Source organism: Alphaproteobacteria bacterium HT1-32, from assembly GCA_009649675.1.
In the GTDB taxonomy this organism is placed as follows: domain Bacteria; phylum Pseudomonadota; class Alphaproteobacteria; order Rhodospirillales; family HT1-32; genus HT1-32.
In genome coordinates, this window is the sequence record WJPL01000001.1 from 1,041,617 (window position 1) to 1,066,289 (window position 24,673).

20 protein-coding genes are annotated in these 24,673 nt (G+C 59.1%); 7 read left to right on the forward strand and 13 right to left on the reverse strand.

Annotated elements, in window-relative coordinates; genetic code table 11:
- Positions 1–67 precede the first annotated feature (67 nt).
- From GH722_04965 to GH722_04980, 4 genes are all read right to left on the reverse strand, one after another.
- Positions 68–1,027, reverse strand: coding sequence for a hypothetical protein (locus tag GH722_04965; protein ID MRG71110.1), 960 nt, complete (start codon positions 1,025–1,027; stop codon positions 68–70).
- Positions 1,024–1,608 (reverse strand): hypothetical protein, encoded by a 585-nt coding sequence (locus GH722_04970; GenBank protein MRG71111.1) that lies wholly within the window; start codon positions 1,606–1,608, stop codon positions 1,024–1,026. Before GH722_04970 ends, GH722_04965 begins: the two co-directional genes overlap by 4 nt.
- Positions 1,609–1,730: 122 nt before the next feature.
- Positions 1,731–2,471, reverse strand: a complete 741-nt coding sequence (locus GH722_04975) for a DUF3800 domain-containing protein (GenBank protein MRG71112.1) — start codon at positions 2,469–2,471, stop codon at positions 1,731–1,733.
- A gap of 830 nt (positions 2,472–3,301) precedes the next feature.
- The gene (locus GH722_04980; protein ID MRG71113.1) at positions 3,302–4,435 is read right to left on the reverse strand and encodes a pyridoxal-phosphate dependent enzyme; all 1,134 of its coding nucleotides are present in this window, start codon (positions 4,433–4,435) and stop codon (positions 3,302–3,304) included.
- Between the two features lie 232 nt (positions 4,436–4,667).
- Between GH722_04980 and GH722_04985 the strand changes: the two genes are divergently transcribed.
- The 3 genes from GH722_04985 (at position 4,668) to GH722_04995 (ending at position 7,079) form a co-directional block, all read left to right on the forward strand.
- A complete protein-coding gene (locus tag GH722_04985; GenBank protein MRG71114.1) occupies positions 4,668–5,537 on the forward strand; it encodes a pirin family protein in 870 nt (289 codons plus the stop codon).
- Between the two features lie 111 nt (positions 5,538–5,648).
- On the forward strand, positions 5,649–6,455 hold the full coding sequence (locus tag GH722_04990) for a phytanoyl-CoA dioxygenase family protein (protein ID MRG71115.1): 807 nt from the start codon (positions 5,649–5,651) through the stop codon (positions 6,453–6,455).
- 60 nt (positions 6,456–6,515) lie between these two features.
- Positions 6,516–7,079, forward strand: a complete 564-nt coding sequence (locus tag GH722_04995; protein MRG71116.1) for a hypothetical protein — start codon at positions 6,516–6,518, stop codon at positions 7,077–7,079.
- Positions 7,080–7,087: 8 nt separating this feature from the next.
- Here GH722_04995 and GH722_05000 read toward each other — a convergent pair whose 3' ends face one another.
- The 3 genes from GH722_05000 to GH722_05010 are packed head-to-tail and all read right to left on the reverse strand — an operon-like array spanning position 7,088 to position 8,954.
- The gene (locus GH722_05000; GenBank protein ID MRG71117.1) at positions 7,088–7,747 is read right to left on the reverse strand and encodes a ferredoxin; all 660 of its coding nucleotides are present in this window, start codon (positions 7,745–7,747) and stop codon (positions 7,088–7,090) included.
- Positions 7,744–8,397 (reverse strand): trimeric intracellular cation channel family protein, encoded by a 654-nt coding sequence (locus tag GH722_05005; protein ID MRG71118.1) that lies wholly within the window; start codon positions 8,395–8,397, stop codon positions 7,744–7,746. Before GH722_05005 ends, GH722_05000 begins: the two co-directional genes overlap by 4 nt.
- Before the next feature lie 8 nt (positions 8,398–8,405).
- On the reverse strand, positions 8,406–8,954 hold the full coding sequence (locus tag GH722_05010; GenBank protein ID MRG71119.1) for a hypothetical protein: 549 nt from the start codon (positions 8,952–8,954) through the stop codon (positions 8,406–8,408).
- 104 nt (positions 8,955–9,058) lie between these two features.
- On the opposite strand from GH722_05010, the gene GH722_05015 reads away from it, so the two are divergent.
- On the forward strand, positions 9,059–10,051 hold the full coding sequence (locus GH722_05015; GenBank protein MRG71120.1) for a D-glycerate dehydrogenase: 993 nt from the start codon (positions 9,059–9,061) through the stop codon (positions 10,049–10,051).
- 92 nt (positions 10,052–10,143) lie between these two features.
- Here GH722_05015 and argJ read toward each other — a convergent pair whose 3' ends face one another.
- Entirely contained in the window at positions 10,144–11,328 is a 1,185-nt protein-coding gene (gene argJ / locus GH722_05020; protein ID MRG71121.1) for a bifunctional glutamate N-acetyltransferase/amino-acid acetyltransferase ArgJ, read from the reverse strand.
- A 68-nt stretch (positions 11,329–11,396) separates the two neighbouring features.
- The gene (locus tag GH722_05025; protein MRG71122.1) at positions 11,397–12,305 is read right to left on the reverse strand and encodes a peptidylprolyl isomerase; all 909 of its coding nucleotides are present in this window, start codon (positions 12,303–12,305) and stop codon (positions 11,397–11,399) included.
- Positions 12,306–12,537: 232 nt separating this feature from the next.
- Here GH722_05025 and GH722_05030 point away from each other — a divergent pair, with 232 nt between their 5' ends.
- On the forward strand, positions 12,538–16,173 hold the full coding sequence (locus tag GH722_05030) for a 5-oxoprolinase (protein MRG71123.1): 3,636 nt from the start codon (positions 12,538–12,540) through the stop codon (positions 16,171–16,173).
- Positions 16,170–16,709, forward strand: coding sequence for a winged helix DNA-binding protein (locus tag GH722_05035; GenBank protein ID MRG71124.1), 540 nt, complete (start codon positions 16,170–16,172; stop codon positions 16,707–16,709). Before GH722_05030 ends, GH722_05035 begins: the two co-directional genes overlap by 4 nt.
- Positions 16,710–17,018: 309 nt before the next feature.
- On the opposite strand, the gene GH722_05040 is transcribed toward GH722_05035, so the two are convergent.
- Entirely contained in the window at positions 17,019–19,448 is a 2,430-nt protein-coding gene (locus tag GH722_05040) for a cell division protein FtsK (protein ID MRG71125.1), read from the reverse strand.
- A gap of 102 nt (positions 19,449–19,550) precedes the next feature.
- Positions 19,551–20,477, reverse strand: a complete 927-nt coding sequence (locus tag GH722_05045) for a LysR family transcriptional regulator (protein ID MRG71126.1) — start codon at positions 20,475–20,477, stop codon at positions 19,551–19,553.
- 148 nt (positions 20,478–20,625) lie between these two features.
- Here GH722_05045 and GH722_05050 point away from each other — a divergent pair, with 148 nt between their 5' ends.
- Positions 20,626–21,510, forward strand: a complete 885-nt coding sequence (locus GH722_05050) for a TauD/TfdA family dioxygenase (GenBank protein ID MRG71127.1) — start codon at positions 20,626–20,628, stop codon at positions 21,508–21,510.
- Between the two features lie 269 nt (positions 21,511–21,779).
- Here the strand turns inward: GH722_05050 and amt are convergent, their stop codons facing one another.
- Together amt and GH722_05060 are read right to left on the reverse strand one after the other, a co-directional pair.
- Positions 21,780–22,952 (reverse strand): ammonium transporter, encoded by a 1,173-nt coding sequence (gene amt, locus GH722_05055; GenBank protein ID MRG71128.1) that lies wholly within the window; start codon positions 22,950–22,952, stop codon positions 21,780–21,782.
- 351 nt (positions 22,953–23,303) lie between these two features.
- Entirely contained in the window at positions 23,304–24,662 is a 1,359-nt protein-coding gene (locus GH722_05060; protein MRG71129.1) for an ammonium transporter, read from the reverse strand.
- Positions 24,663–24,673 lie beyond the last annotated feature (11 nt).

The window sequence follows — 24,673 nt, forward strand, 5'->3', positions numbered from 1 at the left end:
GCGAAAAATTGATTTGGTAAAGTGATTTACCCGTTGGGGCGGGATTAAGCCATGCAGGTCAGCGCTCTTACTGCACCTTCTCCAGAACCCAATCGGCCAGACCGGTCTTAAGCGTCATGTCGGCCACCCTTGGCCCGGTCCAGACAAAGATATCGGGATGATCGGATTGCAAATCGCTCTTGGCCGTGTGGCAAACAAAGAACATCTGCTTGTAACCGCTATTTGCCTCAAAGCCTGCCTCGTAATCGCTCAGCGTCTTTTGATTGGCCTGGGATTTGACCTGTGCGAATGAGCGTTCACCCGTAACAGGGTTTTCAAGCTCGAACTCGATCATCTTCTGGCTTCCGCCAACGCGAGAAATCCGGGGCCATCCGGAACGCTGGAAGATCAGATCGATCAGCGTCTCAAAATCTTTCCAGTAAAGCCGGTCAACGACCTGTTCAAGGCTTTGCACGAGGGCTTCGCGGCACGCAAGCGCGTCTTTGACCTTCGGGTCCATTTCATCGTTGATGATGCGCAGAACAGCGTCAGCACTATCGATGTTGCAGATCGTTCCCCGAAAACCCGATGCCGTTTTCGTCACATAACCGGGGAGAGAGCGCATATGTAATGGTCGACCATTGATGTTTGTGTTTTGCCAGGAACCGATGCAAGTCCGGTAGCGGGACGGGCCGAGTCGTTCAGGCGCGATGGTCTGCCAATCCGGATCAAGGCACATCGCCACGGCAGTGTCCGCAAAGCACCACCACAGATCGCCGTCTATAAACGTGATCCATAAACAACTCTCCGGTTGCTCGTAGAAGTCTTTGACTTGTCGCATGTGATTGCTGGCGACAAAGGCTTTGTGGCCTGCATCCAGAAAAGATTGGTGAATAGCATCCCAATTCCCCCTGCAGCAGGCCTCATCCGATGCTTCGTGGTAGCCGAGATAGAGTCGACCTTCTTTGAGTGCCTGTTTCTCATAGCCCCCGCCACCGCCAAGCTTGATGAAGCGTACCGTGCTCGCCTTGATCTTGTCTGCCGTCATGATGCCCTCAGCATACGTTTAAGTTCTCTCAGGGCGTAGCCTTTGTTGCCGACTTCTTCGCGAACCTGGCGGACATCAATGCCATAAACGATATGGCCGCGTAGCGTCGTTGCGAACGACGCCCAAAACTTCCACTGTCCACCATCATCCGGGGCGGGCAGTTTGTCCGTGTCCCGGTGGCCAGCAAAACAAAGTGACCTTGGATTCTTCGAGCTGCGAAAGACGCTCAGCCGCTGCCAGTCATCCCGACGATAGCGCGTTCCCTTGGCAAAAACCGCTGACGCGATCGTCACGTTCTGTTTGTCGATTTCGTAGCCATGAGCTTCCATGACCTGCCTGACCATGTGGCCGATCATCTGCTTCACCCTATCGTCGAGAATTTCTTCGCCGAATTCCTCCCCGAATTCCGCGAGCAGTGCTTCTTCAATGCCCGCCACGGCAGGGTTCCCGAGATCGGTCGCCGTATCCATACGGGTCACGATGTCGGGCCGGTTCAAGAAGGGCCAGAGCTTCTTGCCAAGCGGAGTTTGCGCCAGGCTTTTGAAGTTGCCAGGATCGTATTCAAGCGTTTTTCTTTCCATGATTTTCTCCATCGATTGACGGCGCATCATACACATGCACCAAATTAATACAGTGTAAATATACACGGCATAAATAAAGTAGTCAATCCATTGGAATCAGACCTTGGACAAAGCGTCGCTGTTCAAGGCTTCTCCTCTTTCACCGCCAGCTCATTCAGATGGACCGTATCAATCGACATGAAGGCAGGAGGGATCGGGCTGTGCCAGTAGGTTTGCTGGAAATCCTTCACCGCACCGTCTTTACCCGCAATCTGATGTCGGCGCTGACGACCCGCCGTATGCGCGATCAGATCAGCGACTTCAAGACCAGGCTCCATGTGCTCTTTCGCCATGAAACAACCCTCGACTTCGAGGAGCTTTCCGGCTCCGTTCACCAGACTCATATTGGCCAGATCGAAATCCCGCTCTACGAGCTTGTCTCCGCGACCGGAGGCCTCGAAAACCAATGCGACATCTGTTGCATCCTCGTATGTGGCGACAAGCTGCCGCATGAAATTGATCGTCACCAACGAGATTGCACGGTGCCCGTCCACGCCCTCCGGGAGCTCCGTTCTGGAATCACTCATGGTGGCAAAGCGCCAGAACGGCTGTTTCAGGAACCTGTTGATTCCCGTAATCTGGACTTTGGTTGGCCGTGATTGCTCGAAATCTGTTGCATGGAAAGGCTTGTTCGCTCCGCCCAGCCGCTCACGCTTCAGCCTGCGCCACGGCTTTTTGATCAGTTTTCGATAGTCGCGCCCCATGACCGCGCAGCCGCCGCGTCCAAATGTCGGATTCTTCGGATCGCTGTAGTCCTCATTACCAGTCTCATCGATGAAGACCATGAGCGTCGTTGGAGTCGGGGCGAGGGTTTCGTCTATCATTACGTTTGAAATGATACATGAAGAATCGAGCTCGGGCCGAGATTACTCGGGAGTCTTCCCAAGCTTTCTTACCGCGCCCGCCTTTGCCTCCGGCGATAGCGTACCGGGCTCTCGTGAACCGAACCCCATTTTTAAGGGTTTCGGCCATTCGGCTTCGATCCCTCGCGCGTACTATTATTTGGTGAGCTTAGCCTGATAGGGCACCAGCCAGCACCCCAGTCCCGATGGTCCATACGGTCGTCGTCAAAGACTTCAAGACGCGGTTCCAAACGTTCGGTCGTGTTTTACCTGTTTTGCTCATGTGCACCTTCCTTTCCCTCGATTTGTGAGGCGTTACGTTGAAAAAACGTAGGGCTGATAGAGCCCCAAAACTAAGAAGACCACCGAGACAGGTGATGCTAAGGGAAATCGAATCCCAACTATACAGACCTATCAGGCTAAACTCACCAACCCCTTAGTGTATTGTATTTAGTGTATTTTTTCAATATTTTGCCTGCGAACAACGAAAAACAAATCAAGTCGGTTGCGTATCCCGCAACAAATCTAATTCTGGTTCGGCGCGCTTAGACAGATCAAGCTCAGGTGGCCCTTCTAATTTGGGACAAATTTGGGACAGTTGGGGGCCGATTCCAGCGACATATAGCGACACCGAGCGACACTTAAGTCATTGATTTATATAAAAACTTGTTGTTTTACAATGCCCTAAGATCGCCCTCCGAAGGCAGAGGTCACAAGTTCGTATCTAGTCGGGTGCACGAAATTTTTCTTCTGACTTCTCCCATCCGCCTGTTCCGGGATGGCGGAGCAAAACCCTCTTGAAATCGCCTCCCCTACTCCACCTTGCCGAACGTCTCTGCCATGAAGGCGGAGGCTTTCAGGCCGCTGCCGGTGAGGACAGCGATGGTGCGCTGGTCCGGGGTGATGCGGCCGCTGGCCAGCAGGGCTTCGGTGGCGGCGGCGGCGGTAGCGGAGGTGGGTTCGGCGTAGAGGCCCGCGGCGGACAGGCCCCTGACTGCGGTGATGATATCCTCTTCCGGCACGGCAACCGTGCCGCCGCCGGAGCGGCGGATGGCGTCGAGGACTTCGCCCATCCGGACCGGGCTTTTGATGGCGGTGCCTTCGGCAACGGTCGGATGGAAGGGAATGTCGCCAACCACGCCGTCATTTTCAAAGGCCGCATGAATGGGCGCACAGTTCGCGGGCTGGGCACAGAAAATGCGCGGCAGCCTGTCGATCTGACCGGCACGCAGCAGTTCGCTGAAGCCGATATCACAGCCCAGCACGTTGCTGCCTGCGCCGACCGGGATGACGATATTGTCGGGTGCCTGAAAACCGCAGTCTTCCCATAATTCATAAGCCAGTGTCTTGGTGCCCTGCAGGAAGAATGCCTGCCAGTTATGGCTGGCATAGAAGGTCTCTTCCGACTGCCGGATGGCCTCATACTGCGATTCTTCACGCGGACCGGGCACCAGTTGCACCTCGGCACCACAGGCCCGCATCTGCACCAGCTTGGCCGGTTGTGTCGAGGCCGGGGTGAGAATGCGCACCCGCATCCCCGCAGCCGCACCATAGGCCGCCATGGCCGAACCGCCATTGCCGGAGCTGTCTTCCAGAATGCCCGGCACCCCCACCTGTCGGAGATAGGACATCATCACCGAGGCGCCCCGGTCCTTGAAGCTGCCGGTCGGGGAAAACCATTCCAGTTTGAATTCAACCGGGCCGGAAGGCACCCGACCCGGCACCAGCGGCGTCATGCCCTCACCCATCGAAACCGGCTCGGTAATTTCCAGCGGCAGGGCACGGCGATAGCGCCAGATCGAACGGGTCGCTGTATCAATTTCTGAGCGGGTGATACCCGGCAGCGGCGTGATCATCAGCGGCTTGCCCGACGGTGCCCGCCAGAGCGGTGTTTCCAGCGGGAATGTTTCACCGGTTGATGACTCGATATAGGCAGGACGGGACATGGCACACCTTAAACTCAGGGAGAAAACGGAAAGAAAATGAAACGGCCGGACAGAACGCCCGGGGCCTCAAGATTACGCCAGCGCAGACTCTGCGGGCAACCCCGATCTGCGTGCAATCTGTCCGTCCAGTCCGCAATCCTGCCGCCAGCCTTGTCAATGCCGCACCGGCACGCCAGATCATAGGCGGAACAGGTTACTGAACGCGCCACTGCGCAAACGGATGGAGGAATTCATGAAACAGGTCGCAGGTGTTTATCCCGCGCCGCAGGGACACTGGGTCGGGGACGGGTTTCCCGTCCGGTCGATGTTTTCCTATGACAATCTGGCCGCCGAACTGAGCCCGTTTCTGATGCTGGATTATGCCGGTCCGGCAGAATTTCCCCCGGCGACCCGGCCTCCCGGGGTTGGACAACACCCGCATCGCGGCTTTGAAACCGTAACCATTGTCTATCGGGGTGAGGTTTCTCACCGGGATTCAACCGGTCAGGGCGGCACCATCGGGCCTGGCGACGTGCAGTGGATGACCGCTGGCGCCGGGATCCTGCATGACGAGTTTCATTCCCCCGACTTTACCAGAACCGGCGGTCTGCTGCAGATGATACAGCTCTGGGTCAATCTGCCCGCCCGCGACAAGATGGCTGATCCCGGCTATCAGGCCATTACCGACGCAGATATTCCGGTGGTCAGCCTGCCGGAAGGCGCAGGCCATCTGCGCATCATTGCCGGCAGCTATCAGGAGACCAGAGGACCGGCGAAGACCTTCACGCCGATGAATGTCTGGGATCTTCGGCTGAAACAGGGGCAGGGCTGTGACCTGCCGGCGACCGGGGGATGGACCACCGCCCTGATGTCGCTCGACGGTCGGCTGCGGGTCAACGGACAGGTTGATGTGGGGGAAGCAGAACTGGTGCTGTTTGAGCGGGCCGGTGAGACGATCCATATCGAAGCCGTCGAGGATGCAGTCCTGCTTTATCTCGGTGGCGAGCCGATTGACGAACCGATCGTCGGCTATGGCCCCTTTGTCATGAACAGCAAACAGGAAATCATTCAGGCGGTCGAAGACTTCAACAGCGGCAAGTTCGGCTCGATGCCCGCTGCCTGACCCGGAGGCCCCCCGGTCGTCTGATCGCCCCGGCTTGGCCCGGACGGGAAAACGGGGCTACAGTATGGACAGCCGCAAGCCCAACCGATCAGAAAGGCCAGGACTGACACCATGACTTCCGAGACCCAACTTACCCCCGAACAGCTGACCCACTATCGCGAGCGGGGCTGGATCGTTCCCGGCTTCAAGTTTCCGCCTGAACTGCTGGCCGAGATGCGGGCTGAATATGCTGCCCTGCTGGAGCGGAATGCCGACATCGCGTCGGATATCATGCTGGCCCCACATCAGGAAACCGGCGGGTCGCAGGGTGTGAGAGGCTCAAAGAAATGGCTGGAATTCGCAACCCATCCGGCCCTGATGGAGATCGCGGCACAGCTGATCGGCGAAGATATTATCCTGTGGGGCACCACCATTTTCGGCAAGCCGGCCCTGAACGGCAAGGAGACCCCCTGGCATCAGGATGGCGAATATTACCCGATCCGTCCGCTGGAGACCCTGACCATCTGGATTCCGCTGGATGAGGTCACACCGGAGAATGGGCCAATGCGCTTCCTTCCCGGATCCCACAGGGAGCGGAAACTCTATTCCCACAGCTGGGTTGAAGGCGACGACAAGACCATCAATCTGGTCTGTGATACCGAACATTACGACCCGGCCACGGCAGAGGATCTGATCCTGGAAGCCGGTCAGCCCTCATTCCATGATGTCTATATGATCCATGGCTCTACCGCGAACCGGACGGACAAGCGCCGGGCAGCCTTCATCATCCGGCTGATGCCGGCGACATCGTTCTACGATCATGCACTCGGAGCCAGGATCGGCGCAAAACACCCGGCACAAGGTTACGGCGTCCGCCCCCTGCATCTGGTTCGTGGTCAGGACCGGCATGGCAGCAATAACTTCACCATCGGACACTGATTTTCGCTACAGACCCGGGCCAGGTTTCATGGCATAAACAGAGCCTGACATTCCGGAGCCATGATCATGACGCTGTATCTGCTCGGCCTTGCCCTGTTCTTCGTGCCCCATCTGGTCTCGACCGCCCGTCCGCTGCGCAACAGCATTGTGGCCAGAATCGGCGAGACGCCCTGGAAGCTGGTGTTGACGGTACTGTCCTTCGCCGGGATCATCCTGATTGCCCTGTTCTTCCATAACGCTCCGGCAGATCAGCTCTGGGCACCACAGCCCTGGGGTCGGGCAGCGCTGTTCGCGCTGATGCCGGTTGCCCTGATTCTGGTGATCAGCGCCAACTTCCGGGGTTATATCAAGCGCCTGGTGCGCCATCCGATGTCAGCCGGGGTCATCATCTGGTCAGTCTGTCATCTGGCCGCGAATGGTGATATCGCATCAACCCTGCTGTTCGGCAGTTTCCTTGTCTACAGCATCCTCTCACCACTGGTCGCCGAGTTGCAGGGTCGTGCCCGGCGACTTGAAGATCCGAACTGGAAGGGCGACCTGATCAGCATCTTGATCGGCCTCGTGCTCTATGCCGCCCTGATGCATTTCCATGCTACCCTGTTCGGTATCGCTGTTATCGGCTAGGGCACAGCTTACACAGCCAGAAACGATCGCATATGAAACGCTGCCTGATCCGGGGCATAGGCCCGGTCAGCGGCGACCGGACAGGCATGGCGTGCCAGACATCCCTGATTCAGACAGTCCGTTCCCGGTCCACTGATATGGCGACGACAACCCGGAACGTCATATCCCGACGGTGAGAACGCCCCGACAGGGCAGGTCGTCAGGCAGGGTTTGTCACGGCAGCTGTCACAGGGTGACTGCGCCGGATCTTCGGACGCTGTCTGCTGACCTTCCGGCAGGACCAGAACCCCGCGAAAAGCCTGCCACAATCCGAAATGCGGATGAATTTTCAGGCCCAGCGGAGACTCGAAATACCGGCCGGTGCGCAGGGCCCACTGTCCGAAAGGTGGCCAGGGTGGTCCGTCGAACGGATAGATAACGCTGGCTCCGGCCTGTTCTGCAATCCGGCCCAGCCGCCGCCGGGTCCAGCGGTTCAGCGGGTCCGGCTCTCCGTCCTCACCCTGTTCCTGCATGAAAATGCGCCACATGTCCGGTCCGGCATTCCCGATCAGCAGGGCGTTGACGCCGGTAACACCAAAGGTCTGGGCCTCTTCCGGCGTCAGCATGAACGTTCCGCCAACATACAGCCCCGCATCGGCAAGAGCGGCCTCTGTCGACAGGGCTGTCATTCGCCGGAGGGTGGACGGTCTGCCGGATAGTCCCGGCCCGGTGGATGATAGGCTGGCAGCGACCAGCCACCGATAATGCCTGCGGCGCGGATGGCAAAGGCGACCCCGAATCCGACGATGGTGGCCAGTGATGCCTCGCCGGTCAGACGGTCAATCAGCACGAACATCCCGGCCCCTGCGGCGGCGGCCGTAATATAGATTTCACGGCGCAGGATAAGGGGGATTTCCGCACAAAGGACGTCGCGGATTATGCCGCCAAACGAGGCACTCATGACACCCATCAGAACGGCAACGGCAGGAGGTGCCCCCAGATTATTGGCGACACTGGCCCCGATGACGGCAAACAGTGCCAGCCCCATGGCATCAGCCCAGATCAGCCATCGGAACCGGCGGCTTTCCAGCCGGTGGGCAACAAAGAAGACCAGCAGGGCAACCCCGCTGCACAGCCACAGATATTCCGGCTGGCGTACCCAGAATACGGCACCACGGTCCAGCACCAGATCACGGATCGTGCCGCCACCGATTCCGGTCACCGTGGCGATCAGCGCAAAGCCGATGATATCCATCTGTTTCCGGGAAGCGGTCAGGGCACCGGAGACAGCAAAAACCGCGACGCCAATCAGATCGAGCACATAAATCATGGTGCTCATCTGTCCGGTCACGGCTCTATCTGCTCGCCTGCATAGACGCCCCAGAACTGGTCGCGGCGCAGCCAGCCTTCAAAACCGTCAACCTCGACACGGCACCAGTCGCTTCCGGCCGGGCATTCCGTGATGCGTCCGGTGACACCTGTCTCCAGTCGAGCAACCAGTCGTGAAGCTGCATCCGGCTCTGCCCGAAGCGCACGGACATCCTCGCGCACCATGAAACTGCGGCGTCCGGACAGCATGCTCTGATGCATCCAGCCCTCATCACCCTGCCAGTCCCGTATCTTGCGCCAGGTCCCGTATTCGCTGACAATTTCGACCGGCAGCCCGGCACGGCGATATTCCCAGTCCACAGGGTAACGAACCCCCGGTCCGGTTCGCATATTCACCTGATTGGCCCGGATCGTGACAAACCTCGGTATGGGCAGTCCGGTCGAGGATACACCGGAGGACTGTGCCAGCGCATATGTTGTCTGACCGGAAAGGCCCAGCGCCAGTATCACCAGCGCTACACGGCAAATCAGACGCAGCATGTTTCTCTCACAATCATTTCGACTCATGCGGCGATGATCCGCCCCGGTATTGCTCAGGTCAAGTCGTGCGACGCTGGACAGTGCTGTGGTAGCTTGCTACTTCACCGAGAGCGATATCGGGAGTGCGGGATATGCCAAACAGCCAGAAGAAAAAGCTTGTCGTTGTGACCCGGAAACTCCCGGACGTGATTGAGACGCGGATGATGGAGCTGTTCAACGTCCGGCTCAACGTCAATGACGAACCAATGTCGAAGGCACAGCTGATCGACGCCATGAAAACCGCCGATGTGCTGGTCCCGACCGTAACCGACCGGATCGATGCGACCATGCTGGCACAGGCCGGACCGCAACTGAAACTGATCGCGAATTTCGGCACCGGTGTCGACCATATCGATCTGGCGACCGCCCGCGAACGCAACATCGTTATTACCAACACGCCGGACGTGCTGACCGAAGATACCGCCGACATGACCATGGCGCTGATTCTGGCCGCCCCGCGCCGCGTGGTTGAAGGTGAAAACCTTGTCCGGTCCGGGCGCTGGCGGGGCTGGGGTCCGACCACCATGCTGGGCCGCAGAATCTGGGGCAAACGTCTGGGTATCATCGGAATGGGTCGTATCGGCCAGGCCGTTGCCCGCCGGGCCAAGGGGTTTGGGCTGTCCGTGCATTACCACAACCGCAAACCGGTGCATGAGGAAATCGAGACGGAACTGGAAGCAACCTACTGGGAAAGCCTCGACCAGATGCTGGCCCGGATGGATATCATTTCCGTCAACTGCCCGCACACACCGGCAACCTATCACCTGCTGTCAGCCCGCCGGCTGAAACTGATGCCCTCACATGCCTATATCGTGAATACGGCACGTGGTGAGATTGTCGATGAAAACGCGCTGACCCGCATGCTTCATGCCGGTGAGCTGGCCGGTGCCGGTCTCGACGTGTTCGAACATGAACCGGCGGTCAATCCGAAGCTGCTGGAACTCGATAATGTCGTGCTGTTGCCGCATATGGGCTCCGCCACCATCGAAGGCCGTGTCGATATGGGTGAGAAGGTCCTCATCAATATCAAGACCTTCACCGACGGCCACACCCCGCCGGACCGCGTCATTGCCAGCATGTACTGAGGCCCTTTACGCCGTCGATAGCCCGGCTGGATCCCGTCTTTCGACGGGATGACATGCTGGAAGCGACCGGAGTAACAGACGCCGGAGAGGCTTTAGCTGCGGTAATCGGCGTTGATGTCGATATAGGCGTGGGTCAGGTCACAGGTCCAGACCGTGGCGGATCCCCAGGCAATCCCCAGATCGATCTCGATATCAATCTCGTCGCCTTTCAGATGCTCGGCCACCGGCGCCTCGTCATAGCCGTCAACGGCTGCCCCTGCCCTGGCGACCAGAACACCACCGATGCTGATCCCCAGACTGTCACGCACCACACGTTCACCGGACTTGCCCACGGCCATTGCGATCCGGCCCCAGTTCGCGTCTTCACCGGCAATGGCGGTCTTGACCAGCGGCGAATTGGCGACAGAGAGGCCAACCTTGCGGGCTGACCGGTTTGACGCCGCACCTTTCACAGAAACCGAGATGAACTTCCGCGCACCCTCACCGTCCCGGACCACCTGTTGTGCCAGATCGGTCAGAACCTGCGTCAGCTTGTCCTTGAAATCCGACAGATCAGGGTCGTTGAATTCTCCGATCACCGGATGTTCCGTTGCACCTGTTGCAGCCAGCAGGATTGTGTCGCTGGTCGAGGTGTCGGAATCAACGGTGATGCAGTTGAAGCTTACCGCAGTCGACCGGTTCAGTGCCGATTGCAGCACCTCCGCCGGCAGTTTGGCATCCGTGAAAATGAACGACAGCATGGTCGCCATGTCCGGTGCGATCATGCCGGACCCCTTTGCAATACCGGCGATGGTAACCGTGGCATCACCGATCTTTGCCTGAGCCGACGCTCCTTTCGGGAAGGTATCGGTTGTGCCGATCGCCCGGGCCGCGGTTTCCCAGCCTGCCGGACTGGCCGACACCATACCGGGCAGCACATCGGCAATCTTGCCGGCGTCCATCCGCTCGCCGATCACCCCGGTCGAGGCAAGGAACACCTGTTCCTCGCCACAGCCCAGCGCCGATGCAGCAGCCTTTGCCGTGGTCGAAGTGGCCTGCAGACCAGCTGCACCGGTGAAGACGTTGGAGTTGCCCGCATTGGCGACAATTGCCCGGACCGATCCCTGAGCCAGATGCTGGCGACACCAGTCAACCGGCGCACCGCAAATCGCGGACTGGGTAAAAACCCCGGCAATGGTCGCCCCTTCGGGAAAAGCGGCCAGCAGGACATCATCGCGGCCCTTGTAGCGTATTCCGGCTGCAGCTGTTGCCAGATGCAGGCCGGGGACCGCCGGCATATCAGGGAAGCCCGCAGGGGCCAGCGGTGATGTTGCAATCTTCATGGCTGTCTCTCCCGGTCGCCGGCTTACTGTGCCGGCTTAGCAGGTTCGGAGGTCTTGGCAGGTTCTGTGGTTTCGGCAGGCGGTGCCACCGGTGCCGGATCAGCCTTCGCCGTGCCATCCATATTGAATCTCACGATTTCGGCTTTTGCGCGCAGTTCTTCGAGACGGGCCTGCAACAGTTCCGCACCGATCTTCTCTTCAAGCTGGTCGCGGACTTCTTCCTTTGTCGGCGGCGTTCCGACCTTCTTGTCCGTTACCTTGATAACATGCCAGCCGAACTGGCTTTTGACCGGGGTTTCGGTGATCGCGCCAACTTCCAGCGCAAATGCCGCATCGGAGAATTCCTTCACCATCTGCTCGGCCTGGAAGAACCCGAGATCACCACCATTCGGACCGGACGGACCAATGGATTTTTCCTTCGCAGTCTCGGCAAAATCAGCGCCGGCTTTCAGTTCCGCAATCACTGCTTTCGCCTTCTCTTCGTCATCAAGCAGGATATGGCTGGCCTTGACCTCGTCATTTACCGGGGTCTCTTTCAGATAGGTCTGATAGGCGGCTTCGACTTTCGCATCGGTCGCACCTTCCTTGACGATCCGCTCAACCTCGGCACGTGCAACAAGCTGCTGCTCGATTGCGGCCATCTGCTTTTTCACTTCGTCACTTTTCTCAAGGCCGCCAGCATAGCCGGCGCCCGACAGAAGACGGCTCGCAACCACACGGTCGACCAGAATGTCGAAGATACTGGAGGTCGGGATTTGCGCGGCCTGCGGGATGCCCTGCTTGAACTGTTCCAGGTCGGTAATGGTGACGGGCTTGCCGTCAACCGTTGCGACAACCGTGTCCGGTGTCGGCTGTTGTGCCGATGCCAGCGTCGCAGCGCCGAACAGTGCGGTCGAAAAAGCCGCAATGCGCAGCAGGTTAAAACGGATCATGCCTAGTCTCCCTGAATCTGGATAAAGCCCAATTGACTGTTAGGGCATATTGCAATTGCGGCGGAGACTAGCAAGCCCGCCATAAACTGACACGCGAGAATCACAGCCGTTAAAACGAACGTGAGAATTATCCGCAGGCGTGCCGGAATATCGCCTGGCAGCAACGGATACACATTGACAATTTATCAACGTTTTGTCATTGAATTGATCGGCAATTCTTTGGGAGAGTTTCATGGATACGGCAGTTCGGGAAAACAAATGGCAGTTCTGGATTGATCGGGGCGGCACGTTTACCGATCTGGTGGCGCGCACGCCGGACGGTGAGTTGCGCACCCACAAGCTGCTGTCGGAAGACCCGGAGCATTATGAAGATGCCGCCATTCAGGGCATCCGCGAACTGCTCGGCCTCAGCCAGAGCGACCCGATCCCGTCTGAGGCCGTTGATGCGGTAAAAATGGGCACCACCGTCGCCACCAACGCACTGCTGGAACGCAAGGGCGACCGCACGGCGCTGGTCGTGACCCGCGGCTTCCGCGATGCCCTGCGTATCGGCTACCAGAACCGTCCCCGTCTGTTTGACCGCAATATCAAGCTGCCGGAAATGCTGTTTGAAACCGTCGTCGAAGTCACCGAACGGGTTACGGCAGACGGCGATGTGCTGACCCCGCTGGATACCAGCGCACTTAAAGCCGACCTTCAGCCGGTCTATGACAGCGGCATCCGCTCTGTCGCTATCCTGTTCATGCATGGCTATCGCTACACCGACCATGAATCCGCCGCCGCAGAGATTGCGCGGGAGATCGGGTTCACACAGGTCTCGGTCAGCCACGAAGTCAGCCCGCTGATGAAACTGGTGGGGCGTGGTGACACCACCGTGGTTGATGCCTATCTCAGCCCGATCCTGCGACGCTATGTCAATCAGGTGGCGCGGGAACTGGGTGATGTGCGCCTGCAATTCATGCAGTCCAATGGCGGCCTGACGGACGCCGGTCTGTTTCAGGGCAAGGACGCCATTCTGTCCGGCCCGGCCGGGGGCGTGGTCGGCATGGTCGAAACCGCAAAGATGGCCGGGTTCAACGAGATCATCGGCTTTGATATGGGCGGTACCTCTACCGATGTCAGCCATTTCGCCGGCGAACTGGAACGCAGCTTCGAGACGCTGGTTGCCGGTGTCCGCATGCGTGCCCCGATGATGCAGATTCATACTGTTGCTGCCGGTGGTGGCTCGATCCTGAATTTTGACGGCTCGCGCTTTCGCGTCGGCCCGGAATCCGCCGGGGCCAATCCGGGACCGGCCTGTTATCGCCGGGGCGGGCCACTGGCCGTCACCGACTGCAATGTCATGCTGGGCAAGATCCAGCCCGAGCATTTCCCGAAGGTCTTCGGCCCCGACGCCAAAAGCCCGCTGGATGCCGATGTGGTCGCCAGAAAATTCAACACACTGGCCGCCGAGATCAAGGCCGCCACAGGTGATGACTTCACGTCGGAACAGGTTGCCGAGGGCTTTCTGAAGATCGCCGTCGAGAACATGGCCAACGCGATCAAGAAAATCTCTGTCGAACGCGGCTATGATGTGACCGAATATGCGCTCTGCTGCTTTGGTGGCGCCGGTGGACAGCATGCCTGTCTGGTGGCGGATTCACTGGGCATGCGCACGGTCTATATCCATCCCTTTGCCGGGGTTCTCTCAGCCTATGGCATGGGACTGGCCGATGTACGTTCACTCCGCGAGGAAGCCGTCGAGGCAACACTGGATGGTGACGTTGCCGGTGATCTGGATGAACGCGCCGAACGGCTGGCCGCTGATGCCCTGCGTGAACTGTCCGATCAGGGGCTTGATGGTGATAATGTCTATGTGCTGAAACGCGCCCATGTGCGTTATGCCGGGACCGACACCGCAATCGAGGTGGATTACGGCTCACCCGCCGCCATGTCCGCTGCCTTCAACGAGGCGCATCGCCAGCGGTTTGGCTTCGTCATGGAAGACCGTGGCCTGCTGGTCGAGGCGCTGACCGTCGAAGCCGTCGGTGCCACCCAGTCTGTCGAAGACCCGGAACTGCCGGTCAATGCAACTGCGGGCGACATTCCGCAGCTTGGCCGCACCCGTCTGTGGACCGATGCCGCCTTCCATGATGCACCGATCTATGACCGCGCGGCCCTGAAGCCCGGCCATGCCGTCCCCGGACCGGCTGTCATCATCGAGCCGGTCGGAACCACCGTGGTGGAACCGGGCTGGCAGGCCGAAGTTACCAGCCGGGATCATCTTGTCCTGCGCCGGGTCGAGGTCAAAAAGCGCGAATTTGCCATCGGCACCGACGCCGATCCGGTGATGCTGGAAGTGTTCAACAACCTGTTCATGTCGATCGCCGAACAGATGGGCGCGACGCTGCAGAACACCGCCTATTCGGTCAATATCAAGGAACGGCTGGATTTCTCCTGCGCAATCTTTGATCCGGACGGCGATCTGGTCGCCAATGCCCCGCATATGCCGGTGCATCTCGGCTCCATGTCGGAATCCATCAAGACGGTGGTGCGTGAACGCGGCGGCTCGATGAATCCCGGCGATGTCTACGTGCTGAATGCCCCCTATAACGGCGGCACCCACCTGCCGGATGTCACCGTCATCACCCCGGTCTTTGACGAGGCCGGAAAGGATATCCTGCTCTATGTCGGCTCCCGCGGGCATCAGGCTGATATCGGGGGTATCACCCCCGGGTCGATGCCGCCTGATTCCACCAGCGTCGATGAAGAAGGCGTGCTGATCGATAACTTCCTGCTGGTCGACCGTGGCCATTTCCGGGAGACCGAACTGCGCGAACTGCTCGGCTCCGGCCCTTATCCCTGCCGTAATCCGGACCAGAACATTGCTGACCTGCGGGCTCAGATTGCCGCGAATGAAAAGGGTCTTCAGGAACTGGCAAAGATGGTCACGCATTTCGGACTTGGTGTCGTTCAGGCCTATATGAAGCATGTCCAGAACAACGCAGAAGAAGCGGTTCGCCGCGTCATCGGCCGGCTGCAGGACGGCCAATACACCTATCCGATGGACAACGGCGCGGTCATCGACACGAAGGTCACGATCAACCGGGAAGCCCGCACGGCCATCGTTGATTTCTCCGGCTCATCAAAACAGGTCGCGACCAATTTTAATGCCCCTTCGGCAGTGGCCAGGGCTGCCGTCCTCTATGTTTTCCGGACGCTGGTGGACGACGATATCCCGATGAATGAAGGCTGCCTGAAACCGATTGAAATCATCATCCCCGAAGGATCGATGATGAACCCGGTCTATCCGGCTGCCGTTGTCGCCGGTAATGTCGAGACCTCACAGGCGATCACCGATTGCCTGTTTGCCTCGCTTGGTGTCATGGGTGCCGCACAGGGAACCATGAACAACTTCACCTTCGGCAACGAGACCTATCAGTATTACGAGACGATCTGTGGCGGATCCGGCGCCGGTCCGGATTTCGACGGCACCACCGCCGTCCATACCCATATGACCAACTCCCGGCTTACCGATCCGGAAGTGCTGGAATGGCGCTTCCCGGTATTGCTGGAAGACTTCCGCATCAACCATGGCTCCGGCGGGGGTGGCCTGCACAAGGGCGGCGACGGCACTATCCGGCGACTGCGCTTCCTGCAGGCGATGAATGCCGCCGTACTGTCCAGCCACCGCATCGTCCCGCCCTATGGCATGGCCGGCGGCGAACCCGGCGCCCTTGGTGTGAACCGGGTCGAGCGTGCAGACGGGACAGTCGAGGACGTGCCGGGCTGTGCCAGTGTCGAGATGGCCCCCGGTGATGTCTTCATCATCCGAACCCCGGCCGGCGGCGGCTATGGTGTGACAAAACGGCAGGAGGCCGCGGAATGAGCGATCATCCGAAGGAAGACCGCGCACCCCGGCCCAGCGTTCCGATTGTCTCATCCTCACATCTGGTGTCGGAGCGGGCGTCGGAACTCAGTGAACTGGAATTCGGACTGTTCATCTGTAACAACGCCTTCCAGCGCTGGATCGTCCGCTGTACCCAGGCCACGGGTATCACGGACATGAATGCGCTGGACGTGATGGTCATCCACACCATCAACCACCGCGCCCGCAACAAGCGGCTGTCAGATATCTGCTTCGTGCTGAACATCGAAGACACCCATCTGGTGAACTACGCCATCAAGAAGCTGCTGAAAGCCGGGCTGATCGACCGCGAGAAACAGGGCAAGGAGATGTATTACGCCACCACGAAGGCCGGTCAGGAAGCCTGCGAAAACTATCGCCGGATTCGTGAGGACTGTCTCATCACCGCCTTCGGCTCTACCGGCATTGACGGCGGCGACGTCGGTGCCTCCGCCGACCTGCTGCGCGCCCTGTCCGGCCTGTACGATCAGGCCGCTAGATCTGCGACATCACTGTAGATCAGTCAGGTTGACGGGCCGTGGGCCAAACAACCACCCGCCTCATCCTGATGAGCAGCGAAGCTGCGTCTCGAAGGACGGCAGACAGTCTCCGGCATCATGTCTCCCTCACTGTCCTTCGAGACGCGCCTCCGGCGCTCCTCAGGATGAGGATAAAACTGGCAAAGCCCTTATCTCTCTCCCCTCATCCTGAACTCGTTTCAGGATCGGGCGCAATTCCACTCCGTCTTATACCGGCGCATCAGCCGGGCAAGGGGATCCTGAAACGCGTTCGGGATGGGGAAAGGCAGCGGGTATCAGACGGACTGGCTACATCGCCTCGTCGTAATCGGCTTCAAAATTGCGGGCGAGGACTTCGCGTTTGCCGACATGGTTTGATTTCGACACCACGCCTTCCTTTTCCATCTGCTCGATGATCCGCGCCGCCCTGTTGTAGCCGATCTGGAGATGGCGCTGGACGAAACTGGTCGATGCCTTGCCTTCGCGGCAGACCAGAGCAACCGCCTGATCGTACAGGTCATCGCCGGAAGATTTGCCTTCCGGGGCCGGCATGCCGGGGAAAGCCGGCGCATCGGCGTCTTCTTCCGTGACCGATTCCAGATAGGCCGGGCTGCCCTGTGATTTCAGATGGTCGACGATGGCGTTGACCTCTTCATCCGACACGAAGGGACCATGCAGGCGGGTAATGCGCCCGCCGCCAGCCATATGCAGCATATCACCCTGACCCAGCAGCTGTTCCGCGCCCTGTTCGCCGAGGATGGTGCGGCTGTCGATCTTGGAGGTGACCTGGAAGGAAATACGGGTCGGGAAGTTGGCCTTGATCGTACCGGTGATAACATCGACGGACGGTCGCTGTGTCGCCATGATCAGGTGAATACCGGCAGCACGGGCCATCTGGGCAAGCCGCTGAATGGCGGCTTCCACATCCTTGCCCGCGACCAGCATCAGGTCGGCCATTTCGTCAACGACGATAACGATATAGGGCAGCGGCTCGAGATCCATTGCCTGTTCTTCGAAGATCGGCTTGCCGGTATCCTGATCGAAACCGGTCTGAACCGTGCGCTTCAGTTCTTCATTATTTTCACGCGCCTTGGCGAGACGTTCGTTGAAGCCGGCAATGTTACGCACACTGAGCTGACTCATGGCGCGATAGCGGTCTTCCATTTCACGGACCGCCCATTTCAGGGCAACGACCGCCTTCGACGGATCGGTAACAACCGGCGACAGCAGATGCGGAATGCCGTCATAGACTGACAGCTCCAGCATCTTCGGGTCGATCATGATCATCCGGCATTCATCCGGCGTGCAGCGATAGAGCAGCGACAGGATCATGGCGTTGATACCGACCGATTTACCGGACCCGGTGGTCCCGGCGATCAGCAGATGCGGCATGCGGGCAAGATCGGCGAATTCCGGCAGACCGCCAATATCCTTGCCCAGCGCCATCAGCAGGCGGGCGGATGATTTTTCATAGGACCGGGCGGCCAGCAATTCATGCAGATAAACCGTCTCGCGCTTGCGGTTCGGCAGTTCGATACCAATGACGCTGCGTCCGGGAATGGTGGCGATACGAACGGAAATGGCACTCATGGAGCGGGCGATGTCATCGGCCAGACCAATCACACGACTGGTCTTGGTACCGGGGGCCGGTTCCAGTTCATACAGCGTGACCACCGGACCGGGATTGACCTTCACGATCTCGCCATTGACGCCGAAATCCTGCAGAACCGATTCCAGCATCCGTGCATTCTGTTGCAGGGCGTCGTCGGACTGGCTGGGGTCCATGATGGCGGGTGGCGCTTCCGTCAGCAGATCAAGCGGGGGAAGCTCGAACTCGCCATCGACACCGAAATCCAGTTTCTTCTGACGGCTGGCCTTCTCGCGGTTGCCGGTTTCCGGACGTTCCGGTTTCTGCGCCACGACAGGCTTACGCTCACGACGCACTTCGGCATCGGCCTCCGCCTGCATGACGGGTTCGGCTTCACGCGTTTTCGAGGGGCGAACGGGAGGGCGGGCGAGTGACGTATCACGCTGCATCCGGGGTTCAACCCGCTGCGGACGGCGTTTCGGCAGCCATGACAGCAGGGTACGGCCAATAGCCGGGGCCTTTGCCCCTGCGGCACCGGCAACACGACCGGCCTTCAGGGTAGCACGCCCGGCTCCCGCCAGATCACGACTGGCGATAGCCGCTGCAAACAGGGTAATGCCAGCAGCAACGACAAGGGCGACAAGACCAACACCGACCAGCCCGACTGCACCGCCAATTCTGGCCGTCACCGCATCCGCGCCCTGCATCAGACCAGCACCGATGGCGCCGCCCGGACCGGAAACAAGCTGCCAGCCGGAAAACATATCCAGCGCCGACGCCGCCAGTGTCATGAACAGCATCGCCAGCAGCAGGGAGAACCCACGAATCCAGGGCCAGACGATAGTGCCGCCCCGCATGATCCGAAGCCCCCAGGCAATCAGGCAAAACCCCGGCAGCAGGGCCGCAATACCAATCAGTTGCAGGCTGATATCAGCGAACAGCGCGCCCGGAAGCCCGGCCCAGTTCTGTACCGGACCAGCAACTGCCACATTGATACTGGGGTCCGTCGGCTTGTAGCTGAACAGCGCCGCCAGCAAGGCCGCGCCCATCAGGGCAAGCAGCAGGCCACGCGCCTCACGCAGACGCCGTTTCAGGAATTCCGACAGGTCAGCCGGCAGGAAGGCCGGACGACCGGCTTTGCTTTGTGCCATGATCTTGAGCGACAGTTCTGTTTCTATACAGCCCTACTATCGCCGGACAGGGTTGCCAAAAGGTGAAGAAACAGCCCGGGCTGCTCAGAAGAGGAACAGGTTTCAGGCCGTTTCCTGCGTATTTGCGGGCCAGTTATGGCGCAACAATTCAAGAAATGCAGATGCGGCCGGTGCCTGAGACCGGTCCTTCCGCGTGATGATACCGAGTTGCTGCATCATTCGTGGTGACGACAGATGCCGTGAGGCGATACCGGAAAAATTGATCCCCGTCAGAATCGCCGAAGGTGCCCTGGCAATCCCCAGCCCCCGCGCAACAAGTTCAAAAGCCGTGGAATACTGGGTGACTGTCACCCGTGAATGAAGAGCAACCCCCGCCATCAGCAGGGCGTCATCGAACAGCCTTCGTCCGGCCGATTCTGCGGGCATGGAAATCAGCGTTTCTCCTGCCAGATCATCCAGCGACAGGCTGTCCTTCTGTAACAGCCGGTGGCCGTTCGGAAGAACAATCCGGTAATCCTGCTCTCCCAGATGCTCTGTCTCCAGGGGACCACTGACAGTCGAGATGTCCCCAAGCCCGAAATCCACGGCACCGCTGCGTACATCCTCCAGCACTCTGGCCTGAACGCCTTCCTGCAATCTGACCTCGACATTAGGAAAGGTGATGGCAAATTTCTGCAGGGCCAGCGGCAGGATACCATGGGCGACCGACATCAGGCTGGCGATGACAATCTGCCCGCGTTCGACCTCTGCCAGCTCCCGGATGTTCCGTAGCCCGACACCGATATCCGCGAGCAGGCGTTCCGCCAGCGGCAGGAATTCACGCCCCGCAGCGGTCACCGTAACCCGGCGCGTCGTTCGCATGAAAAGCGATGCTCCGAGAATCTCCTCAGCGCGCTGGACCGTCCGGGTCAGGGTTGGCTGTGAGACCCCGACATCCGCAGCAGCAGCCGCAAAATTGCCATATCGCCAGACCGCTACCAAGGCCCGGAGATGACGGCTGCCCAGGTCGAAGTCTGCATCACGTTCCATTTGCCTGCCTGTTATTACGTTTTATGCATTAATAATGCGTATTGGATAAAAATTGAAATTATTTGAGGGCAGAGAAATAGTAACTCTCCGGTTGTTAGACCTTTCCGGAACATTTCCACCCCCGGCAACCCTGACCCTGAGGTAATCCATGACCGTAGCTGCCACCGACATTCAGATAAGTCCGACCGGTACGGTCTATGGGGCCGAGATCACGGGAGCAGACCTGACCAGATCCGTCAGTGATGAATTATTCGGCAGAATTGAGGCCACACTGAACCGCTATGCCGTTGTTGTGATCCGGGATCAGAAACTGACCGGCGAACAGCTTGCCGGGTTCAGCCGTCGGTTCGGGACGTTGCAGATCAATGTCCGGGCAGAGGCCAATAGTGGTGAAGCGCCGGAGATTTACTGGATCTCCAACATCACAAAAGACGGCAAGCCGGTCGGATCACATGATGCTGGCCGCTACTGGCATTCCGACCTCTGCTATCTGGAGAAGCCCAGCCGGGCGACCCTGCTGAACGCCATCGAGGTTCCCGAGAAAGATGGCAGGGTCTATGGCGACACCTGTTTCATTTCAGCCGTCGATGCCTATGACGCCCTGTCCGATGAAATGAAACAGCGGCTGGCCGGTCTGCGGGCTGCTAATGGTTATCGCTTCATGTGGAACAAGAAGGCCCTGGAATTTGGCCTGCGCCCGGTCCTGAGTGAGAAGGAACTGGAGAAATACCCGGCTGACGCCATTCACCCGGTCGTGCGCACCCATCCGTATACCGGGCGCAAATGCCTGTATGTCTGCGAAGGCTATACCCATCGAATTCTGGATTTACCGGAAAGCGAAAGTGATGACCTGTTGCAGGAACTGTTCACCCACATGAAGCAACCCGCCTTTGCGCATAACCATAACTGGCGCATTGGTGATCTGCTGATCTGGGACAACTGTGCCGTACAGCATAAGGCGACCAGTGATTTTCAGTTGCCGTTGCGGCGTCTGATGCAGCGCTGTACCGTTGAAGGAAGCATACCTTTCTGAAACGCCGTCGCAACAGACGGGCATTCCCCATAAACAAAGAGGGGCGCCCGAAAGCGCCCCCCAGTCTGCGGTGTGGCAACCGGGTGGGGGTAGGTCACCACAACGCAGTCTTCACGGTCTTCTGCTATTCAAGCTTTATGCCAACTCCGGATCGGCGGTTCTCTCCGGATTCCGGGCCTGCCACCGACCGGACACCGCCTCATATTCAGGCAGCAATCAGGAAGTGATGAAAATCCAGCCACCTTCCTGATTGCTGACCCGGATATCCCTTAGTGAACGATCTCGCCATGCAGGGCGAGATCCAGTTCCCGCTCCTGTTCCGGCGTTACCCGCAGACCGACCGTCAGATCCAGCGCCTTCAGAATGATAAAGGTCATCACGCCGCAATATCCGATTGTCGCCAGCACACCATAAAGCTGGGTCCAGACCTGACCGGGGTTGCCTTCCAGCAGCCCGGCAGTGCCACCAATGGCTTCGACTGCAAAAACGCCGGTCAGCAACGCACCGACAATGCCGCCAATACCATGCACACCGAAGCAATCCAGGGCATCGTCATATTTCAGCCGGTTCTTCAGCCAGGTCGCACCGAGGAAACAGCACCCGCCGGAGATCAGGCCAATGGCCAGCGCACCCGTAGGGTTGACGAAACCAGCCGCCGGTGTGATTGCAACCAGCCCGCCAACAGCACCAGAAATGATCCCAAGCACACTTGGCTTGCCGCGCACCGCCCACTCCACGGCCATCCAGCTCAGGGCCGCTGCGGCGGTACAGATCTGCGTGACGGCCATGGCCATGCCAGCCGTTCCGTTTGCAGCCACCGCCGATCCGGCGTTGAAGCCAAACCAGCCAACCCACAGCAGGGAGGCCCCGATAACCGAATAAATCAGGTTGTGTGGCGCAAGGTTTTCTGACCCGAGACCCGTCCGCCTGCCCAGCACCAGCGCCGCCACAAGTCCGGCGACACCGGCATTGATATGCACCACGGTTCCGCCAGCGAAATCCAGTACCCCGTCGCCACCAAGGAAACCGCCACCCCAGACCCAGTGGGTAATCGGCGCATAGACCACCAGCACCCAGACACCGGAAAAGACGATCATCGGCCCGAACTTCATACGATCAGCGAAGGCCCCCGTAATCAGGGCGGGCGTAATAATCGCGAAAGTCATCTGGAAGGTCATGAAGACCGATTCCGGAATCGTACCGCTGAGGCTGTCGACACCCATCCCGAGCAGGAATGCCTTGTCGAGACCACCGATGAAGGCATTGCCCTCGGCAAAGGCCAGACTGTAGCCCAGCATCATCCAGAGCACTGTCGAAAGACAGCAGACCGTGAAGCACTGCATCAGCATGGACAGCACATTCGACCGGCGGACCATACCGCCATAGAACAGGGCCAGACCGGGTATGGTCATCATCAGAACCAGCAAGGTTGATGTGAGCATCCAGGCCGTATCACCACTGTCGGGTTTCGGTGCCGCATCCTGAGCCAGCGCACTGCCAGTGCTGGCAAGCAGGGTCAGGCCGGTTATCGCCGTCAGGTAGAGTTTCTTCTGCACAATCCGCGTCTCCTCTTTGCGCCGTCCCCACGACGACGCCTGTTTTGAGGAGACTCCCTATCAAGTTCTGTGCCGGGAACGAGAAAACGGGAACAAACTGCCTAAATTGGCGACATTCAGGACGAAATCGGGCAACTCAGCCCCATCAAACTGATTAATAAATATGCAATTGCTGAAATTTTAACAAAAAAAGAGGGGGCCGAAGCCCCCTCAAGTCACTCACTGCCAGAACAGTTATCAGTTGAGAGTCTGCGACCCGCGACCGAATTCCGGATAGGCTTCCATACCGAGCTCTGCCCGGTCGAGGCCCATATCTTCGTCTTCTTCCGATACCCGGATACCGATGGTGAATTTCAGCAGCATCCAGAGTGCGGAGCTGGTGACGATCATGAAGACGCCGACGCCGACGATACCCATGATCTGCGCACCGAAGGTGGCGTCACCATTGGACAGCGGCACAGCCAGCGTGCCCCAGATACCCGCGACCAGATGGACGGAGATTGCACCCACGACATCATCGATCTTCAGCTTGTCGAGCAGCGGCACAGCGATCACGACCAGCGCACCACCGATGGCACCAATCACGATGGCAAGCCACGGTGCCGGAGCCAGCGGCTCGGCGGTGATGGCAACCAGACCACCCAGCGCGCCGTTCAGCGCCATGGAGAGGTCAACCTTACCATACAGAAGCTGCGTCATGATGATGGCGATCACAACACCGGCGGCCGCGGCCAGATTGGTGTTGATGTAGATGTTGGAGATCGCAATCACGTCGGCCGCAGAACCCAGTGCCAGCTGCGAACCGCCATTGAAGCCGAACCAGCCGAGCCACAGGATAAACGTACCGAGTGTCGCCAGCGGCATCGACGAACCGGGGATCGGCATCGCCCGGCCATTGACATACTTGCCCTTACGCGCACCGAGGATGAGGGCACCGGTCAGGGCCGCCCAGCCGCCAACGCTGTGCACGATGGTCGAACCGGCGAAATCGAGGAAGCCGCCTTCGGACAGCCAGCCGCCGCCCCATGACCAGGAACCCTGAATCGGATAGAGCACACCGGTCAGAACCACCACGAACAGCAGGAACGGCCAGAGCTTGATCCGCTCGGCCAGCGTACCGGAGACGATTGATGCCGCCGTGGCAACGAACACCATCTGGAAGAACCAGTCGGAACCCGCTGCATAACCGGCGCCGTCTTCGCCACCCAGCAGGGCCGCAAGTGCGCCATCGGCACCGGCCGAAAGAGCGGCTTCGGCTTCACCGGCACTCCACATACCCGGCGAACCGAAAAAGCCGGAGACATCCGCATACATCAGCTGATAGCCAACGATGTAATACATGATACCGGCGATCGAATAGAGTGCGATATTCTTGACGCACATCGTCGCCACATTCTTCGTACGAACCAGCCCTGCTTCCAGCATGCAGAAGCCAGCGGCCATCCACATCACCAGAAATCCGGAGATCAGGAAGGACAGGCTGTTAAAGATAAACGGATCTTCGTTGATTTCCTGAGCCTGAGCCGGGGCTGCGAGCGCAAAGGCCGCAATCGCCGCGGGCAGGCCGACTTTCATAAGCTTGTCGAGCTTTGTCATTACATATGTCC

Bases quoted from the DNA above. Each gene is read 5' to 3' on its own strand.
- GH722_04965 (MRG71110.1), bottom strand. From the start codon at position 1,027: ATGACGGCAGACAAGATCAAGGCGAGCACGGTACGCTTCATCAAGCTT.
- GH722_04970 (MRG71111.1), bottom strand. From the start codon at position 1,608: ATGGAAAGAAAAACGCTTGAATACGATCCTGGCAACTTCAAAAGCCTG.
- GH722_04975 (MRG71112.1), bottom strand. From the start codon at position 2,471: ATGATAGACGAAACCCTCGCCCCGACTCCAACGACGCTCATGGTCTTC.
- GH722_04980 (MRG71113.1), bottom strand. From the start codon at position 4,435: ATGTCCCGTCCTGCCTATATCGAGTCATCAACCGGTGAAACATTCCCG.
- GH722_04985 (MRG71114.1), top strand. From the start codon at position 4,668: ATGAAACAGGTCGCAGGTGTTTATCCCGCGCCGCAGGGACACTGGGTC.
- GH722_04990 (MRG71115.1), top strand. From the start codon at position 5,649: ATGACTTCCGAGACCCAACTTACCCCCGAACAGCTGACCCACTATCGC.
- GH722_04995 (MRG71116.1), top strand. From the start codon at position 6,516: ATGATCATGACGCTGTATCTGCTCGGCCTTGCCCTGTTCTTCGTGCCC.
- GH722_05000 (MRG71117.1), bottom strand. From the start codon at position 7,747: ATGACAGCCCTGTCGACAGAGGCCGCTCTTGCCGATGCGGGGCTGTAT.
- GH722_05005 (MRG71118.1), bottom strand. From the start codon at position 8,397: ATGAGCACCATGATTTATGTGCTCGATCTGATTGGCGTCGCGGTTTTT.
- GH722_05010 (MRG71119.1), bottom strand. From the start codon at position 8,954: ATGAGTCGAAATGATTGTGAGAGAAACATGCTGCGTCTGATTTGCCGT.
- GH722_05015 (MRG71120.1), top strand. From the start codon at position 9,059: ATGCCAAACAGCCAGAAGAAAAAGCTTGTCGTTGTGACCCGGAAACTC.
- argJ (MRG71121.1), bottom strand. From the start codon at position 11,328: ATGCCGGCGGTCCCCGGCCTGCATCTGGCAACAGCTGCAGCCGGAATA.
- GH722_05025 (MRG71122.1), bottom strand. From the start codon at position 12,305: ATGATCCGTTTTAACCTGCTGCGCATTGCGGCTTTTTCGACCGCACTG.
- GH722_05030 (MRG71123.1), top strand. From the start codon at position 12,538: ATGGATACGGCAGTTCGGGAAAACAAATGGCAGTTCTGGATTGATCGG.
- GH722_05035 (MRG71124.1), top strand. From the start codon at position 16,170: ATGAGCGATCATCCGAAGGAAGACCGCGCACCCCGGCCCAGCGTTCCG.
- GH722_05040 (MRG71125.1), bottom strand. From the start codon at position 19,448: ATGGCACAAAGCAAAGCCGGTCGTCCGGCCTTCCTGCCGGCTGACCTG.
- GH722_05045 (MRG71126.1), bottom strand. From the start codon at position 20,477: ATGGAACGTGATGCAGACTTCGACCTGGGCAGCCGTCATCTCCGGGCC.
- GH722_05050 (MRG71127.1), top strand. From the start codon at position 20,626: ATGACCGTAGCTGCCACCGACATTCAGATAAGTCCGACCGGTACGGTC.
- amt (MRG71128.1), bottom strand. From the start codon at position 22,952: ATGCTCACATCAACCTTGCTGGTTCTGATGATGACCATACCCGGTCTG.
- GH722_05060 (MRG71129.1), bottom strand. From the start codon at position 24,662: ATGACAAAGCTCGACAAGCTTATGAAAGTCGGCCTGCCCGCGGCGATT.